Origin of the sequence: Flavobacterium hydatis, assembly GCF_000737695.1 — a bacterium.
Classification (GTDB): Bacteria; Bacteroidota; Bacteroidia; order Flavobacteriales; family Flavobacteriaceae; genus Flavobacterium; species Flavobacterium hydatis.
Genome location: NZ_JPRM01000002.1, coordinates 44,672 through 60,859 on the forward strand (window position 1 = coordinate 44,672; position 16,188 = coordinate 60,859).

At 32.3% G+C, this 16,188-nt stretch carries 14 protein-coding genes; 7 read left to right on the forward strand and 7 right to left on the reverse strand.

The window, feature by feature from the left end; genetic code table 11:
- Positions 1-9: 9 nt before the first annotated feature.
- From IW20_RS01555 to IW20_RS01580, 6 genes are all read right to left on the reverse strand, one after another.
- On the reverse strand, positions 10-1,050 hold the full coding sequence (locus IW20_RS01555; protein WP_035617880.1) for an OmpH family outer membrane protein: 1,041 nt from the start codon (positions 1,048-1,050) through the stop codon (positions 10-12).
- A 35-nt stretch (positions 1,051-1,085) separates the two neighbouring features.
- Positions 1,086-3,815 (reverse strand): outer membrane protein assembly factor BamA, encoded by a 2,730-nt coding sequence (gene bamA / locus IW20_RS01560; RefSeq protein WP_035617882.1) that lies wholly within the window; start codon positions 3,813-3,815, stop codon positions 1,086-1,088.
- On the reverse strand, positions 3,748-4,485 hold the full coding sequence (locus IW20_RS01565) for an isoprenyl transferase (RefSeq protein WP_035617884.1): 738 nt from the start codon (positions 4,483-4,485) through the stop codon (positions 3,748-3,750). The genes bamA and IW20_RS01565 overlap by 68 nt, the downstream gene beginning before the upstream one ends.
- A gap of 5 nt (positions 4,486-4,490) precedes the next feature.
- The gene (gene porG / locus IW20_RS01570) at positions 4,491-5,174 is read right to left on the reverse strand and encodes a type IX secretion system protein PorG (protein WP_035617886.1); all 684 of its coding nucleotides are present in this window, start codon (positions 5,172-5,174) and stop codon (positions 4,491-4,493) included.
- 172 nt (positions 5,175-5,346) lie between these two features.
- Complete coding sequence (locus IW20_RS01575) at positions 5,347-6,231, reverse strand: NAD kinase (protein WP_035617888.1); 885 nt, start codon at positions 6,229-6,231, stop codon at positions 5,347-5,349.
- Between the two features lie 82 nt (positions 6,232-6,313).
- The gene (locus IW20_RS01580) at positions 6,314-6,973 is read right to left on the reverse strand and encodes a CBS domain-containing protein (protein WP_035617890.1); all 660 of its coding nucleotides are present in this window, start codon (positions 6,971-6,973) and stop codon (positions 6,314-6,316) included.
- Between the two features lie 115 nt (positions 6,974-7,088).
- Here IW20_RS01580 and IW20_RS01585 point away from each other — a divergent pair, with 115 nt between their 5' ends.
- The 3 genes from IW20_RS01585 (at position 7,089) to IW20_RS01595 (ending at position 11,014) form a co-directional block, all read left to right on the forward strand.
- The gene (locus tag IW20_RS01585) at positions 7,089-7,802 is read left to right on the forward strand and encodes a pyridoxine 5'-phosphate synthase (RefSeq protein ID WP_035617892.1); all 714 of its coding nucleotides are present in this window, start codon (positions 7,089-7,091) and stop codon (positions 7,800-7,802) included.
- 158 nt (positions 7,803-7,960) lie between these two features.
- A complete protein-coding gene (locus IW20_RS01590) occupies positions 7,961-10,156 on the forward strand; it encodes a TonB-dependent receptor (RefSeq protein ID WP_240478445.1) in 2,196 nt (731 codons plus the stop codon).
- 3 nt (positions 10,157-10,159) lie between these two features.
- Positions 10,160-11,014 (forward strand): DUF4249 domain-containing protein, encoded by an 855-nt coding sequence (locus tag IW20_RS01595; RefSeq protein ID WP_035618122.1) that lies wholly within the window; start codon positions 10,160-10,162, stop codon positions 11,012-11,014.
- A gap of 50 nt (positions 11,015-11,064) precedes the next feature.
- Here IW20_RS01595 and IW20_RS01600 read toward each other — a convergent pair whose 3' ends face one another.
- Positions 11,065-12,483, reverse strand: coding sequence for a hypothetical protein (locus IW20_RS01600; RefSeq protein WP_035617897.1), 1,419 nt, complete (start codon positions 12,481-12,483; stop codon positions 11,065-11,067).
- A gap of 219 nt (positions 12,484-12,702) precedes the next feature.
- Here IW20_RS01600 and IW20_RS01605 point away from each other — a divergent pair, with 219 nt between their 5' ends.
- From IW20_RS01605 to clpP, 4 genes are all read left to right on the forward strand, one after another.
- Positions 12,703-13,467, forward strand: coding sequence for an alpha/beta fold hydrolase (locus IW20_RS01605; RefSeq protein WP_035617899.1), 765 nt, complete (start codon positions 12,703-12,705; stop codon positions 13,465-13,467).
- Between the two features lie 55 nt (positions 13,468-13,522).
- Positions 13,523-13,867 (forward strand): phage holin family protein, encoded by a 345-nt coding sequence (locus IW20_RS01610; RefSeq protein WP_035617901.1) that lies wholly within the window; start codon positions 13,523-13,525, stop codon positions 13,865-13,867.
- Between the two features lie 119 nt (positions 13,868-13,986).
- Positions 13,987-15,312 carry a trigger factor gene (locus IW20_RS01615; RefSeq protein WP_035617903.1) on the forward strand — a complete coding sequence of 442 codons (1,326 nt, stop codon included), beginning with the start codon at positions 13,987-13,989 and terminating at the stop codon, positions 15,310-15,312.
- 172 nt (positions 15,313-15,484) lie between these two features.
- A complete protein-coding gene (gene clpP, locus IW20_RS01620) occupies positions 15,485-16,159 on the forward strand; it encodes an ATP-dependent Clp endopeptidase proteolytic subunit ClpP (RefSeq protein WP_035617906.1) in 675 nt (224 codons plus the stop codon).
- The last annotated feature ends 29 nt before the right edge of the window (positions 16,160-16,188 follow it).

A 16,188-nucleotide genomic window follows, 5' to 3' on the forward strand; every position in this document is an offset into this window, starting at 1 on the left:
AAATATTAATTAATTATTGGTCGTATTTCCTTGTTTTTCCTTGTCCTCTTTTGCCTTTTGCTCTCTTGCTTTTTTGGCAGCTTCTCTTTCCTCTAAAATTTTAGCTCTTCTTTCTTCTAAAGCTTTTTTGCGCTCATCATACAGTTTCTGTCTGTCATCAGCCATTTTTTGCTTGTCTTCGGCTAACCTTTCTTTGTCTTTCGCTTCATCAGTAGCAGCTGGTTTTGCTGTTTCCTTAGTAGGAGTTGATGTTACTGAAGCACCTTCTTTTTTTACTGTTTCAGAAACCGTGCCATTTTTTTTAGCTTCTCTCGCTTCTCTAAGCGCTTTTTTATTTTCTTCGTATACTCTTATCTTTTCTTCTTGAGCTGCTTTCCTGTCTTCTAGTATTTTATCTCTTGCAGCCTTTCTTTCGTCTAGAGTTTTTTGTCTTTCTTGTAAAGCTGGATTTTCATCAATTGCAGCTTCTTTATTCTCTTTCGCTTCTTCTATAGCGAGTTGTTTTTTCGTAAGCTGTTCTCTTTTGTCCGTTCTGGTAATAACTCGTAAAACCTGATCGCTAACATCATATCGCTTTGCTGCAAAGAGCATCGTTAAATCTGATGATCTGTCAAAGATGAAATCATACTTTTTAGCTTCTGCTATATCTTGAACAGCAGTAAAAACCTGATCTTGTATCGGTTTTGCCAATGCCGATTTTTGTCTAATTAAATCACCATTAACGCCAAAACGTTGTTGTTGATAATTTAGCATTTCGGTTTCAAGGAACTTAATTTCGGTTTCTCTTTCGTCAATTAACTCATTCGTTAATAAAGCCTTTTCAGCTTTTAAAGCATCTTTAAGTTTATTGATGTCTAATTTCTTAGTCTCAATTTCTTGTTTCCACTTTTCAGCTTTTTGTTCGAGTTGCGTTTGAGCCTCTTTATAGTCAGGGACATTTTGTAAAATATACTCCATGTCGATGTATCCTATTTTCGTCGATTTGGTTTGTGCCTGACTTGTAATTCCTACAATCAGGGCCAAAAATATAAATAAAAATTGTTTTCTCATAACATTAATTTATTTGAAATTTTTAACCAATACGATTAAAATTGTTGTCCAATAATAAAGTGTGTGCGTAAACCGCTTGGTTTTGTTTGTCCTGGCAATGCATCAAATCCGTAACCAAAGTCAATTCCTAACAATCCAAATGCAGGCATAAATACACGTAAACCAGCACCAGCAGAACGACTTAAGTCAAAAGGATTATAATCTTTAAATGTTGGATAAGACGAACCTGCTTCAGCAAATGTAAGCACGTAAATCGAAGCCGATTGTTTTAATGTAATTGGGTAACGTAATTCTAATGAGAATTTGTTGTAAATCGTTGCTCCAATTTGTTCACCTCTATTATTTACTGGCGTTAATGAGTTATTTTCATATCCTCTTAATGCTATTGTTTCTCTACCATCCATAGAGTAATTAGCCATACCATCACCTCCTAAATAAAATCTTTCAAAAGGAACGACACCTCTAGCTTGGTCATAAGCTCCTAAGAAACCAAATTCAGTTAGCGTTCGCAGTACTAATTTACCATAAATTTTCGTGTACCAATCAGCTTTGAACTTAATTTTGTAGTATTCTAGCCAATTAAATTTCTTTTGATCCACTTTTCCTTGGTCTGTAGCGGCAAGAGTGTAGTCGCTAACCTTGTTTCCGTTTGCATCAATATAATCACCAATCTGCACAATGTTTCCATTGGCATCAGGAACATTTGATCTGTCAACAGTGTTCTGTAATTTGTATTCTTTCTCGTTTCCTAAGTTAGCATAGTCAATTCCGTTGAATAAAGAATATGGCGGAGTAACTTTTGCCGAAACACTAAATTCAGAACCGTATGTTGGGAATATTGGGTTAACCCCTTTATTACTTCTTGTTAGACCGATAGTGTATGCTAAGTTTCTTGATGTACCATTACCAAAAGTAAATAATCCCGTGTTGTAATTATTTAAGTCGTAATGTTGGTAACTAACAGATTGTGATAATACGAAGAAATCATCAGGTACAGATAATCTTTTGGCTTTACCAACAGATAATGTCAATATGTTGAAACTTTTGCTCTTATCTACCTTTTGTGTAACATAGTTATTTAAAAACTGTTTACTATAGGATATCGATGTACTAAATTGTACTGGTTTTTTTCCTCCAAACCATGGTTCAGAAAACGATACACTATAGGTTTGGAAATAAGTACTTCCTTGTAAACGAAGAGCTACTTTTTGTCCGTCACCCATTGGTAAAGGCTTGTAAGCATTTTTGTTGAATAAATTTCTAGCAGAGAAGTTGTTAAATGAAAGCCCTAAGGTTCCAATAAAACCACCTCCACCATAACCTCCTTGAAGTTCGATCTGGCTAGATCCTTTTTCTACAAGATGATATTCAATATCTACAGTTCCTGCAGCAGCATCTACATTCTTGAATTTTGGATCGATTGCTTCAGGATCAAAGAATCCTAATTGTCCAATCTCACGAATAGTTCTTACTAATAAGTCTTTGCTGTATTTTTCACCTGGTTTAGTTCTTAGCTCACGGTAAATTACCTTATCGTTTGTTTTGTCGTTACCTACAACTGAAATTTTATTAAAATATGCGATTGGGCCTTCAGTAACTCTAATTTCAAAATCAATAGTGTCATTTACAGTTTTTACCTCTACAGCATTAATGTTAGAGAATAAATAACCATTGTTTTGGTATAAATTGGTGATGTCTTCTGCATCAGGTTTTGTCTTATCTGCAATCCTTTTTTCTAAAAGTACACCATTATAAGTTTCTCCTTTTTTAATACCTAAATAACGGTTTAATTGTTGGTCAGAGTAAACGGTATTTCCTAAGAATTTGATATCACCAAAGTAGTATTTGTTCCCCTCTTCAACATCTATTTTTATAGCTAAAGCGTTTTTCTTTTTGTCATAAGTAATAGAGTCATGTAAGATACGAGCATCTCTATATCCTTTTTCTTTATAGTTAGCAATAACTTTGTCTAAATCGGCTTTGTATTTATCTTTGATAAATTTTGAAGCTTTAAAAATACGAATAGGATTCTTTTGCTTGGTGTCTTTCATTGCACCACGTAACGCTGCATCAGATAAAGCTTTGTTGCCTTCAAACTCAATTTTGCTAATTTTTACCTTATCTCCTTTATCTACACGTACCAGCATATTTACTTGGTTTGTAGAGGTTGTATCGGCAGTAGTAGTAATGGTTACTTTAGTGTTATAGTAACCTTCTTTTTTGTATTTATTTTCAATATAATTCTTGGTTGTCGTAATTAAATTTTCGTTTACAATTTTGTTTTTTGTTAAACTGTTGTCTTTAATTAATGCTTCGACTTTACCTTTTTTAATACCAACAAATTTTACTTCGTTTAATTTAGGAAGTTCTACAATGTCTAGGTCTAGGTATATACTATCGTTTTCAATCCTGTTTACATAGAATGAAATCTCATCAAAAAGACCAAGTTTTCCTAGTTTTTTGATTGCTCCACTTATTTCTTCTCCAGGAACTGTTATTTCCTGTCCTTTTTGCAAGCCAGAAAAAGTAACAACTGTTTGTTCATTGAAACTTATTTTACCAATTACAGATACGTCGGCAAGAATGTATTTTTTCCCTTGGTCAAAAGGAATTCTTTCTTGCGCTTTTATTTGTGAAAAACTACCAAAAACCAATAGGGTAAGTACTATTTTTATTCTTTTTTGTAACACTAAAAAATCATTTAATTTGTTCACTTGTTTTTCCAAATCTACGTTCTCTTTTTTGATAACTAATGATAGCCTCATATAAATCCTTTTCTTTAAAGTCTGGCCATAAGACATTAGTAAAATATAATTCTGCATAGGCAATCTGCCATAACAAAAAGTTACTTATTCTATGTTCTCCACTTGTTCGTATTAATAAATCTACATCTGGTAAATTTTGCGTGTAAAGATGCTCATTTATAATTGAATCGTCAATAGTGTCTATTGAAATTATATTATTTTTAACTTTATTACTGATGATTCTAACAGCGTTTACAAGCTCTTCTCTAGAACCGTAACTCAAAGCTAATGTGAGCGTAAGCCTTGTATTGTTTTTTGTTTTATCAATAACATCCAAAAGCTCTTTTTGAGCAGATTGAGGTAATTTATCTAAATTCCCAATTGCATTAAGTTTGATATTGTTTTTCTGTAAAGTACCAAGTTCTTTCTTTAATGAGTTAATAAGTATCTTCATTAAAGTTTCGATCTCTAACTTAGGTCTGTTCCAGTTTTCAGTAGAAAAGGCATATAATGTTAAAAATTCGATTCCTATCTTGGCGCAAGATTCGATGGTTTCTTTTACCGATTTTGTTCCATTTTCATGACCAAAAGCTCTCAGGAAACCTTGTTGTTTTGCCCAGCGTCCATTTCCATCCATAATAATGGCCAAATGTCGTGGTAAGTTTGTTTTATCTAATGTGTCTAAATTCATTTTTTTTAATAAGGGCAATAGCAAGGTTTGTTTCCAAAGGTATACGTTAAAGTCACTCCAGAGAAAACATACCAGTCATTATTATTTAAGTTTCCAAAACGTAATGATTTTAAATTATCATTATCTGGATTACTACCATCAAGATTATCTGTAAAGGTATATCGCGCTCCAACCTCTAATCCTAAAACAAAATTAGTAGTTAAATTTGTTTTTACACCTAATATCATAGGAATTGCAAATGAACCTGAATTCTTTTCTTTTTCTGTTTCACCCGATTGGATGTATAATTGTTCGTATCTAAAATAGTTAATCCCTGAAAATACATACGGTGTAACCTTTCTTTTAGAGTCATGTAAATTGAAATCGAAAAAACTGAATTCGAGACCAGCAGAAAGTTCTCGGATTGTATTATCAAAACGATATCCTCTTTGTTTTCGAGCACCTTCTTTTGAATCTAAATCATTTGCGGTGATTGTTGATTGGGTGTACGAAAAACGATAGGCATGTCTTGGGCTTTGATTCCATCGATATAATACACCAAAAGCAAGCTTATCTGGCGCTATATAAGTTGTGCTTCCCACATCTCCAACATAGTTACTACCTCCTAAAAAAACACCTACCTCATGTATCTGAGCGTTCATGCTTGTAAAGAAAAAGAAACCTAACAATAAATTAAAAATTTTGTTCATTTAATTAAAAATTGCGTGCAAATATAATAATTATCAATACGAATCAATGCTGATTAAGTTAAATCTGTCTTTTTTTGAATTAAAGATGAAATATCTCAACAATTACTGGATATTCGATACTTGCAAAACGAGAAAAACACTACAAATAGTATGTCGTATGTGTAAAAAGAGCCTAATTTCTTTTGTCTTCCCCCCAAAGTAGTTTGTTACGTAAGGTTTTTAAGAAGGTTTCTCCAGGTATTTCGACCATGCTTATTTTGAAATTTGTTTTCTTTATGGTCAAAATAGATTCGTTTTTAACCGATGCTATTCTTGAATCTAAAGAAATAAGATAATGATCTTCTCTTCCAGATACTCGAAGTTTAATTTCGGTATTATCTGGTATTATAAGCGGTCTGGCTGTTAAATTGTGTGGTGCAATAGGTGTAATTACTAGGCTGTTTACATCAGGAGTTAATATTGGTCCTCCACAGCTTAAGGAATATCCTGTTGAACCCGTTGGCGTTGATATGATTAATCCGTCTGCCCAATAAGAATTTAAGTATTCACCGTTTAAATAAGTGTCTACCGTTATCATCGAAGTAGTGTCTTTTCTGCTTACCGTTACTTCATTCATTGCAAAATTAAGTTCCTCGATGGCTTCATTTCTTGGCTCGGTTGTTAAACTCAATAAGGTTCTTTCGGATATAGTATATTTTTTGTCGATTACAAATTGCATAAAAGCAGCTATGTTTTCTTTTTGTACGGTGGCAAGAAATCCTAATCGACCTGCATTAATTCCTAAAATAGGAACTCCAGAATTGCGAATTAAAGTTGCCGCTCTTAAAATAGTTCCGTCTCCACCTATACTTATAAGCATTTCGAAGCTACTGTCTAATTCTGTATGAGATGAAAAAGTTTTGTATTCTTTTTCGATTATCTTTTTTTCATGAAGTATCTTCAGGAAATTGGCTTCGATAACCATTTCGACATTATTAGAGGTAAAAAAAACAAATATGTCTTTAATAATTGGGTCTGTACTATTTAGATAGTATTGTCCGTAGATAGCTACTTTCATCTGATGTTTAATCGGTTAATTGTGTAATCGGTAATCTTTTTCGTTAAAGCGATTAAATAATTAACCGATTCAACAAACAACATTATATATTAAGGTACTTGTCTAAATAATCAGAACGTTCCTTTAAATTATTGATATAGGTGTCTTCTTGGTGTTCAGATATAATTTCGTAATTGTATCTTCGGAAGGTTTGAATGATTTCATTCATTGCTCCTAAACTAATTTTAATAGTTATTTGAACACTGTCTGCATTGGCATCAGAAACAAAAATACCTAAAAGTCTACCATTGTTACTTTCTACAATTTGAGTAATTTCACTCATTGAGTAATCCAGAAGTCCTTTTTTTACAATTATAATTCCACCTGGTTCTTTTAAGAAAGGGGTTTCATGAAAAAATTTAATGATATCGCCTATTTCGTAAAAACCAAGATAAGTATTGTTTTCGTCTAAAACAGGAATTAAATTGGTGTGATTTTTAGCGAAAACTTCCAATACATCAAGCCAGATCATATTACTACGAGCAAAGAAATGTTCGAGAGTGTATTTATAATCAATTACTTTCTTGTCGATGTCAAATGTTTCAATATCGTCGGATGCAATACTGCCAATGTATACGCCATCTTCCAGGACAGGAAAATGAGAGAAACTCAAATCGGCAAAGAAATCCTGAACCGAAGCTATGGTTTCCTGACTATTGATTGCTCTAAAGTCATTGGTAATATAATTTGTAATGTCTGTCATAAATCAATCAGCAATATTTGATGCAAAATAATCAAAAAATAGCAAAAACTCCTAAGTTTTACTTTGTATTTTTGTCGTAACAAATATAGTGTTACTAGAATTAATATCCATTTATATGACAAAGTTAAGTGTAAATATCAATAAAATTGCAACGTTACGTAATGCTCGAGGAGGAAATGTACCAGATTTATTAAAAGTTGCTGCCGATATTCAGAAGTTTGGAGGAGAAGGAATCACGATACATCCACGTCCAGATGAGCGCCATATCCGTTATCAGGATGCACGTGATTTAAAAGCAATTGTATATACCGAATATAATATTGAAGGAAATCCTCAGCATAATTTTATCGACTTGGTTTTAGAATGTAAACCAACACAGGTAACATTGGTTCCAGATGCGATTGGAGCAATTACATCTTCTGCAGGTTGGGATACTATAAAAAATCAGGAGTATTTAACAGAAGTTATACAAGAATTTCAGCGTAACGGAATTAGAACATCGATTTTTGTTGATCCAGTTTTAGATATTATCGAAGGTGCTAAAAAAACAGGAACAGACAGGATTGAATTATATACAGAAGCTTTTGCACATGAATATAGTTTAGGTAATAAAGGCGGAATTGATTCTTATGTTGCTGCTGCAAAATTGGCAAACGAGCTAGATTTAGGAATTAATGCAGGACATGATTTAAGTTTGGATAATATCGAATTTTTTAAACAAAATATTCCTGGTTTATTAGAAGTTTCTATAGGACATGCTTTAATTTCTGAAGCTATTTATCTTGGTTTAGATAATGTAGTTAATATGTACTTACGTAAACTAAAATAACAAAGCAATTAAACAATTATAACCTGATGTAATTGGGTTATAATTGTTTACTTTCGCACTTTTCTTATTAAAATTAAGTGTTGAGACTAATTGTTTTATTCTGTTTACTCTGTTTTTCTAACATATTCGCACAACCTAGAGCTACTATAGCAGGAAATGTGAAATCATTAGAAAATGAAAACCTAATTGGAGTAAACATTTCTTTTCAAATTAATAATAAAGACTACTATTCAATAAGTGATACTTTGGGTCACTTTACCGAAAATCTTCCGCTTGGATTAGTAAAACTTACCATTAACCATTTAGGATATCTAGAAAAATCTATCAGTTTTAACTGTAAGAGAGACACTGTGATTTCTATAACGTTAGAAAAAGATATTTCTCTTTTAGAAGAAGTTGTGATAGCTAATGATAAAAAGATGGCTATTAAAAATCTTTCTGGTGGTAAATTATCTTTGAGTTTAAAAGAATTATCTACAGTTCCAACAGTTTTAGGTACAACCGATATTGTCAAGATTTTACAGCTTACACCTGGAGTACAGAATTCTGGTGATGCAAATGGATATTTGTATGTAAGAGGAGGAGATCCGGGGCATAACTCTATGTTGTACGATGGAACGCCCATTTACGGAATGTCACATTTATTAGGTGTTTTTCCTTTTTATAATACCGATCATATACAAGAAGTTGAATTTGATAAATCAAGTTCAAACTCAAAATATGGAGGGCGTTTAAGTTCTACAACTCTATTAATTCCGAATAAAAAAATCCCTTCAGAATTTACAGTTCAGGGAAACGTTGGTTTGTTGGCATCACAAGTTACATTAGGGATTCCTATTAGTGAAAAAACAGGAATTACGATATCAGGAAGAAAAACATACATCGACGAAATAATTGCTCCGTTGGTAAGTTCAAAATCTAAGGATGATGATGTTCAGGATATGAAATACAGATTTTCGGATGCTAACTTAACTTTTGTTACTGAAATTTCTAAAAGTAACTTATTAACCGTTTCAGCTTTTACAAGTGACGATAAATTGAAAATCAAAGACTCTGATTTGGCTTTAGACGCGAGTTTAAAATGGAGTAATTTTAATATATCACCTACTTTAGTTTCTAAGTTATCTTCGGATGTAACAATGTCTAATGCTATTTATTATACACGATATACAAATGAGTTAAATATGGAGCAATCGACAATACAAATGGGAATTTCTTCCTTTGTAGAAGATTTTGGGTTTACCAATTCGGTTGATTATTCTATAAAAGGAACTTCTTTTGAGTCGGGTTTGCAATATGTACATCATAATTTGCAGCCACAAAAAATTGAAATAGAAAATTTAAGTACTGCGAATAATATTAATCAAAGTAATTTGGTTAAAGCTAATGAAGTGGCTGTTTTTACAACGGCAAAACCAAAATTATTAGATAATTTAATTGCAGAATTAGGATTAAGAATCAATTATTATAATTCGGGTTCAAAAACATATTTGCATTTTCAACCGCGCGCTGTTCTTAATTATTATATGAATAAGAATGTCTCGTTTTATGCTTCGTACAACAGGCAAAATCAATATTTAAATTTAATAACAACTTCGAGTGTAGGGATTCCTACTGATTTTTGGGTTGCAAGTACCGATGGAATTCCTGCGCAATCTTCAAACGAATTTGCTTTAGGTTCTAATCAGACTATTTCTAAAAGTTTTAGTTCTTCGTTTGGCGCATTTTATCGCTCCATGAAGCATTTGCTAGAATATCCTTATGGAGTTACGCAGTTTAATCAAATTTCGACACTAAAAAATGATTTGTTAGAAGGAGATGGAAAAGCGTACGGATTAGAGTTTATGCTCAAAAAAAGCAGTGGTAAGTTTAAAGGCTGGATAAGTTATACCTTAAGTTGGTCTGATAGAAATTTTGATAAGCTTAATAACGGAAATACCTATTATGCTAAATACGACAGGCGTCATAATTTGGCTTTGGTAGGAACGTATGATTTAAGCTCAAAATGGAATTTTGGAGTTACTCAAATTTTTAGTTCAGGTAATCGTTTTACAATGCCTACATCTTGGTATTTTATAAATAATAATCCGGTTAAGGAATATTCGGAGTATAATAATGCACAAATGCCAAATTATGTTCGAACAGATTTTTCGGTTAATTACTATTTTGTAAAAACGGCTAGAAAAGAAAGTGCACTTAATTTTTCTGTTTATAATACTTTTAGTGTCGAAAATCCTGTTTATGTCGTCCTAAGTGTTATTATGAATGAAGATAAAAACAGTGTAATTGTTAAGCCAGAGAAAAAGGTTTTGTATCGAATACTTCCTTCTGTAAGTTGGAGATTTAAATTTTAGATGATGAAAAAATACATTTTATTTCTTTTGATGATTATAGTATGTAGTTGTAACAACGATACTTTTAATGACGGAATTAAATTAGAATCTAAACTGGCTGTTGAAGGTTGGATTGAGGAAGGTGATGGGGCGCAAGTAATATTATCGAGAACGATACCGATAGGTAACGTTATTGATTCGACCAATGTTCTGGATCATGTAATACGTTCGGCTAAGATAACAGTGTCAGACGGGGAAACAACAGAGGTGTTAAGAGTTAGGAATGATGATAACAGAGTTCCGCCATTTGTATATTTTGGTAGCGAGGTAATTGGGAAAGCGGGGAAGACCTACACATTAAAAGTTGAATACTTAAATAGAGTATTAGAAGCTACTACAAGTATTCCGAAAAGCGTACCAATTATAAGTGCAACATACGAGAAGAAGAATGTAAGTGATACTACAGGATATGTTTTTATAAAGTTTGATGATCCTGTAAACGAAAAGAATTATTATCAAATAGCTACAAAAATAGATAAGAAAGAGCCGATTTTTGTTCCTGCTTTTTATGGAAATCTAGATGATGATAAATTTGAATCACATTCGATTTCTATGCAAATAAACAGAGGGATCTTACTTTTTCCTAAAACTAAATTCACACCATATTTTACCGATGGTGATTTGATTTTTGTGAAATTAAGAACAATGAACAAAGAGGCATTTGAATTTTGGAATAGTTGGCAAAACGAAATAGTAAACAGTAAAAATCCAATTTATCCCTCTAATACAAGTCTAAAAACAAATATAAAAGGAGGAGTAGGTATTTGGGCTGGCTATGGACAAAGTACAGTACAGGTTAAAACGACTATAAAAAAATAAAGCCGATTTGAAATTATTTTCAAATCGGCTTTAGGGTAAGTTTAAGGTAATTATTGTCTATTAAAAGATTTTATGAAATCCTGAAATTTACCTTGAAAATTTTCAAATCCTTTAGAGAAATATACACTCATTTCTACTTGAGTATTGTCATTGAATTTTAAGAAATATATTTCTTCGTATTCTTGCATCGTTATTGTTTCTCCTTTTCCATTCCACGACCAATATCCGCCTTCAGGATAATAACTGTCTTTACTAGTTACCCAAACAGGTAATTCGACAGTGTAGCTATCTCCTTTTTCAGAACGTTGAACAAGATCAGCAATTTTAGTTCCATCTTTTTTAGATACTAAAATTAGTTTTATGTTTTTATTTGAATTATTTACAATGCCTTCAGAATATTTTTGACGGTATATGTTTAGTGCTGTACGATATCCTTTGTAGTCACTATTGTGTTTATAGCTGTCGTTTGGATATACAGGATAAACTAAACTTTTCTCTAAAGCTTCATCATCTTTTGCTTCTCCAGCATTATCTGTATCAGCAACAATAATAAAGTTATCCATGATTTTTGCTACTCCATTTGCTTTACCTCTGTATTGAGCAAGTTGCTCATCTTTTAGTAAACCATCAATATCTGCAGTACTTCCTGCTGTAAATTCTACTAAAGTCTTTCCATTATATGTAAGTGAACCTTTACCAGTGTTGTCAGTAGCTTTTTTGTTACCACTAACTTCAAGAGTATATCCATCGTTTAATACCATTTTGTAACTAGCTTGGTCTGGAGCTACGATTCCGTTAGTGTATTTTGCACTACTTGCAAAAGTTGCTGCTTGAGCACCGCCAATTGTTAAAGTAGCATCTGCAGATGTAGGTAAAAAGAAGTAGTCATTTATTGTTGGACTTTTAATCATTTCTTTTTTTATTGGGTCGTATGACCAACTTCCGTAAGTGTCTATAAACGTCACTTTTATGTCAGAAGAAACACTTTTAACAGAAAATGTTGCGTTATTTTCTGTTCCTTTTATTTTAGCAGGGAAAATAAATTTTAAATCTGAACTTGAAGATGTTTTAACCCAAATTTTTTCAGTGTTGTTCCAAGTATAAATACCGTAAACATCAGCTACTTTTAAAATATCTTCTACTTCATTTCCGTTTTTTCCACCAAAAATATCAGCTGGACTAGAGTTTAATAAGTTTCCTAAATTTTGAATAGCTTCGATTGCACCAGAAGTTTTTGTTTTCTCCATTTGCACAAGCATGTCATTTGCTTCAACCTCAAGTTTTACTTTTTGGTCACCAGGAGCTAAAGATGAGTAAGGTAGTTTGCTAATTCTAGCAATTTGTTCCTGTAGCGTTTCATCTTTAGGAGTAGTTACAGTAGGTTCTGTAGTGGGTTCGTCATCATTACTTGAGCACGAAATAGCCAACTGCGAAATAATCACAGAAGCTAGAAGTAGTTTTTTAATCATGGTAAAGGGTTTATGTTAAGGGTGTATTTAATCAATCTTTTTGATTGATCTGGTTGATTTTAGATTAAAACTTTTTCTTATTAAAAGAGTTAAAATCTCAAGCAAAATTAGTGTTATTGAAGAATCTCACAATACCTGATTTTAGTGATTTTCGTTAGGTTAAATTAGTTTTTTACCTTTGTAATATGATTTAGTCAATTAAAAATAAAATTATATTAAATGTTATACTCAAAAATAGAAGGTGAAGGCAAGCCATTATTGATTCTTCATGGATTCCTAGGGATGTCTGATAACTGGAAAACACTTGGAACTCAATTTGCAGCCGATGGTTTTCAGGTTCATATTTTAGATTTACGTAACCATGGGCGTAGTTTTCATTCGGATATATTTACTTATGAGGCGATGGTGCAAGATGTTTTAGAATATTGCGAAGCCAATAATTTGGATAAAGTCGATATCATAGGACATTCAATGGGAGGTAAAACGGCTATGTTTTTTGCAACAGCACATCCTGAAAAAGTAAATAGATTAATTGTTGCCGATATTGCTCCTAAATATTACCCGCAACACCATCAGGATATTTTGGCAGGATTAAATGCAGTCGATTTTTCGGTAAAACCAAGTCGTAATGATGTCGAAGCTATTCTGGCAGAATATATATCTGATTTTGGAACAAGACAATTCTTAATGAAAAATCTTTATTGGATTGAACCGGGGCAATTAGCGTTCCGATTTAATTTACCAGTTTTTAATACTAACTTAGAAGCTATTGGTAAAGAATTAGATGCTGATTTGGTTTTTAATAATCCTACATTATTTATTAGAGGAGGTGCTTCGAGATATATTTTAGATTCTGATTTTGAGAATATCAAACAACATTTTCCAGACTCAAGTATCGAGACAATTCCTAACGTTGGGCATTGGCTACATGCCGAAAATCCTAAGATGTTTTACGAACTATCACTTGAGTTTTTGAAGAAATAATTATTCTTTTGATGAAAAAATCATTACTTTTAAATGAATTTTAAAACGAAAAAATATGAAATTACTACTCAGAATATTGATTACCGCAGGTTTAGTATTGCTAATTGCTCATTTTATGCCAGGCGTACACGTAGCTAGTTTTACTATTGCTTTAATTGTTGCTGTGGTACTAGGATTGCTTAACGTTTTTATTAAACCATTGTTGGTATTGTTCACGTTACCAGTTACATTACTTACGTTTGGGTTGTTTTTATTGGTTATCAATGCGCTAATTATTTTGCTATGTACTAAAATTGTCGGCGGATTTACAGTCGACTCCTTTTGGACAGCATTAATTTTTAGTATCCTACTATCTATACTACAGTCTATTACATATAAAGTGCTTGGAGAAGATAAATAAATGAGAAAGAAGAAAGTGTATTAAAAAGCACTTCTTATCAATATATTAAAAAGCTTGGTTGGGTTGCAAAAATTTTATAATTTTGCAACCCAATTTTATTATGTAAATTAAAGAAGAAGATGGATATTAAAAGAGTAGCAATAAACGCAGTAAATGAGACAATTGTATTGAACGTTGTTCATATGGATTACAAAGGTCAAGTAGCAAAAAGAATAAACGAAAAAATGCCTTTGGCAACTGTAAAAGGTTTTAGAAAAGGGCAAGTACCGAAAGACCTTGTTGAAAAACAATACGGGAAAGCAATTAAGCAAGAAGAAGTTAAAAAAGTAGTTGATTTGGCTTTGGAGCGTTATATTCAATCTGAAAGATTAAATCTTCTTGGAACTCCACTTGCTAAAGAAAACGAAAATTTTGATTGGGATGCTGAAGAATTAGTATTCGAATACGAAATTGGTTTAGTACCAAACTTCGAAATTAATCTTGAAGGTAAAAATGATATCGTTAAATATATCGTTACTGCAGATGATAAATTAATCGATGGTCAAGTAGAGCGTATCCAAAAACAATTTGGAAAAGCAATTCCTCAAGACGTAGTTGTAGCAGATTCTGATATTACAGGAACTTTTACAAACGAAGAAAAAGGAATCAACAATACTACAACAATCTCACTTTCTATCTTTAAAGACAAAAAAACTGCTGATAAATTCATCGGGAAAAAAGTTGGAGATGTTGTAACAGTAAACACTAAAGGTTTATTTGAAGATGATCACCAATTAATGGATTACTTAAAAGTAAGTCATGATGACGTTCACGGTCTTGAAGTAGATGCAAACTTTACTATCGAAGCTATCAACGGTGCAGAATTGGCAGAATTAAACCAAGAATTGTTTGATAAACTTTTTGGTGAAGGTAAAGTAGCTTCATTAGAAGATTTGAAAGCAAAAATTAAAGAAGATGCAGAGCTTCAATTTGCACAACAAGCAGATCAAAAATTATTATTAGATGTTCAGGATTTCTTAATCGAGAGCACTAAATTTGAATTGCCAGCTGAATTCCTTAAAAAATGGTTGCAAACTGTAGGAGAGAAAAAATTATCTCCAGAAGAAGCAGAAGTTGAATACGCAAGATCTGAAAAAGGATTACGTTTTCAATTAATTGAAGGAAAAGCAATGGCACAAAGTAATATCCAAATTACATTTGAAGACTTGAAAGCATTTACAACAAACGCTATCAAACAACAAATGGCTCAATTTGGACAAACTAATCCAACAGACGAAGAAGTTCAAGCAATTGTTGCAAGAGTATTATCTAACCAAGAAGAAGTAAAAAGACTTTCTGAGCAAGTTGTTGCAGAGAAGTTATTGGTATTGTTTAAAGAAAAAGCAAATCCAACAACTAAAGAAGTAACTTACGAAGAATTTATTGCAGCTTCTTACGGAGAATAATTTCTAAAAAAAATAAGTATATTTGAGCGTCAAAAGAATATTTTTCTTTGACGCTCTCTTTTTTTAGATTTTAAATTTAAAATAAGACATATTGGCATTGTTTATAAAGAGGTATGACCTTTGATGAAATAAAATATACAATATAGTAACGTACAACTTAGAACAAAAAAATATGAACTACGGTAAAGAATTTAAGAAATTTGCTACAAAGCACCAAGGAGTGAATGCTATGTATTACGATAAAATCGTAAGTGCAATGACTCCAACTAATATGACTCCATATATTATCGAAGAAAGACAGTTGAATATTTCTCAGTTGGACGTTTTTTCAAGATTAATGATGGACAGAATCATTTTCCTTGGAACAGGAATCGATGATCAAATTGCAAATATCGTTCAGGCACAATTGTTATTTTTAGAAAGTGCAGATGCATCTAAAGATATTCAGATTTACCTAAACTCTCCAGGAGGAAGCGTTTATGCAGGATTAGGAATTTATGATACAATGCAATACATCAAGCCAGATGTAGCTACAATTTGTACAGGAATGGCTGCTTCTATGGGAGCTGTTTTATTATGTGCAGGAGCAGCAGGAAAACGTTCGGCTTTGCCACATTCAAGAGTAATGATTCACCAACCATCAGGAGGAGCTCAAGGAGTTGCTACAGATATGGAAATCAATTTACGTGAAATGTTGAAACTGAAAGATGAGTTATACAACATCATTTCTCAGCATTCAGGACAAACTTTTGATAAAGTACATAAAGATAGCGAGCGCGATTACTGGATGATTGCTGATGAAGCTAAAGAGTACGGAATGATTGATGAAGTTTTGAGAAGAGGATAAATTTTTAAAGGTTCAAAGTTGCAAAGGCA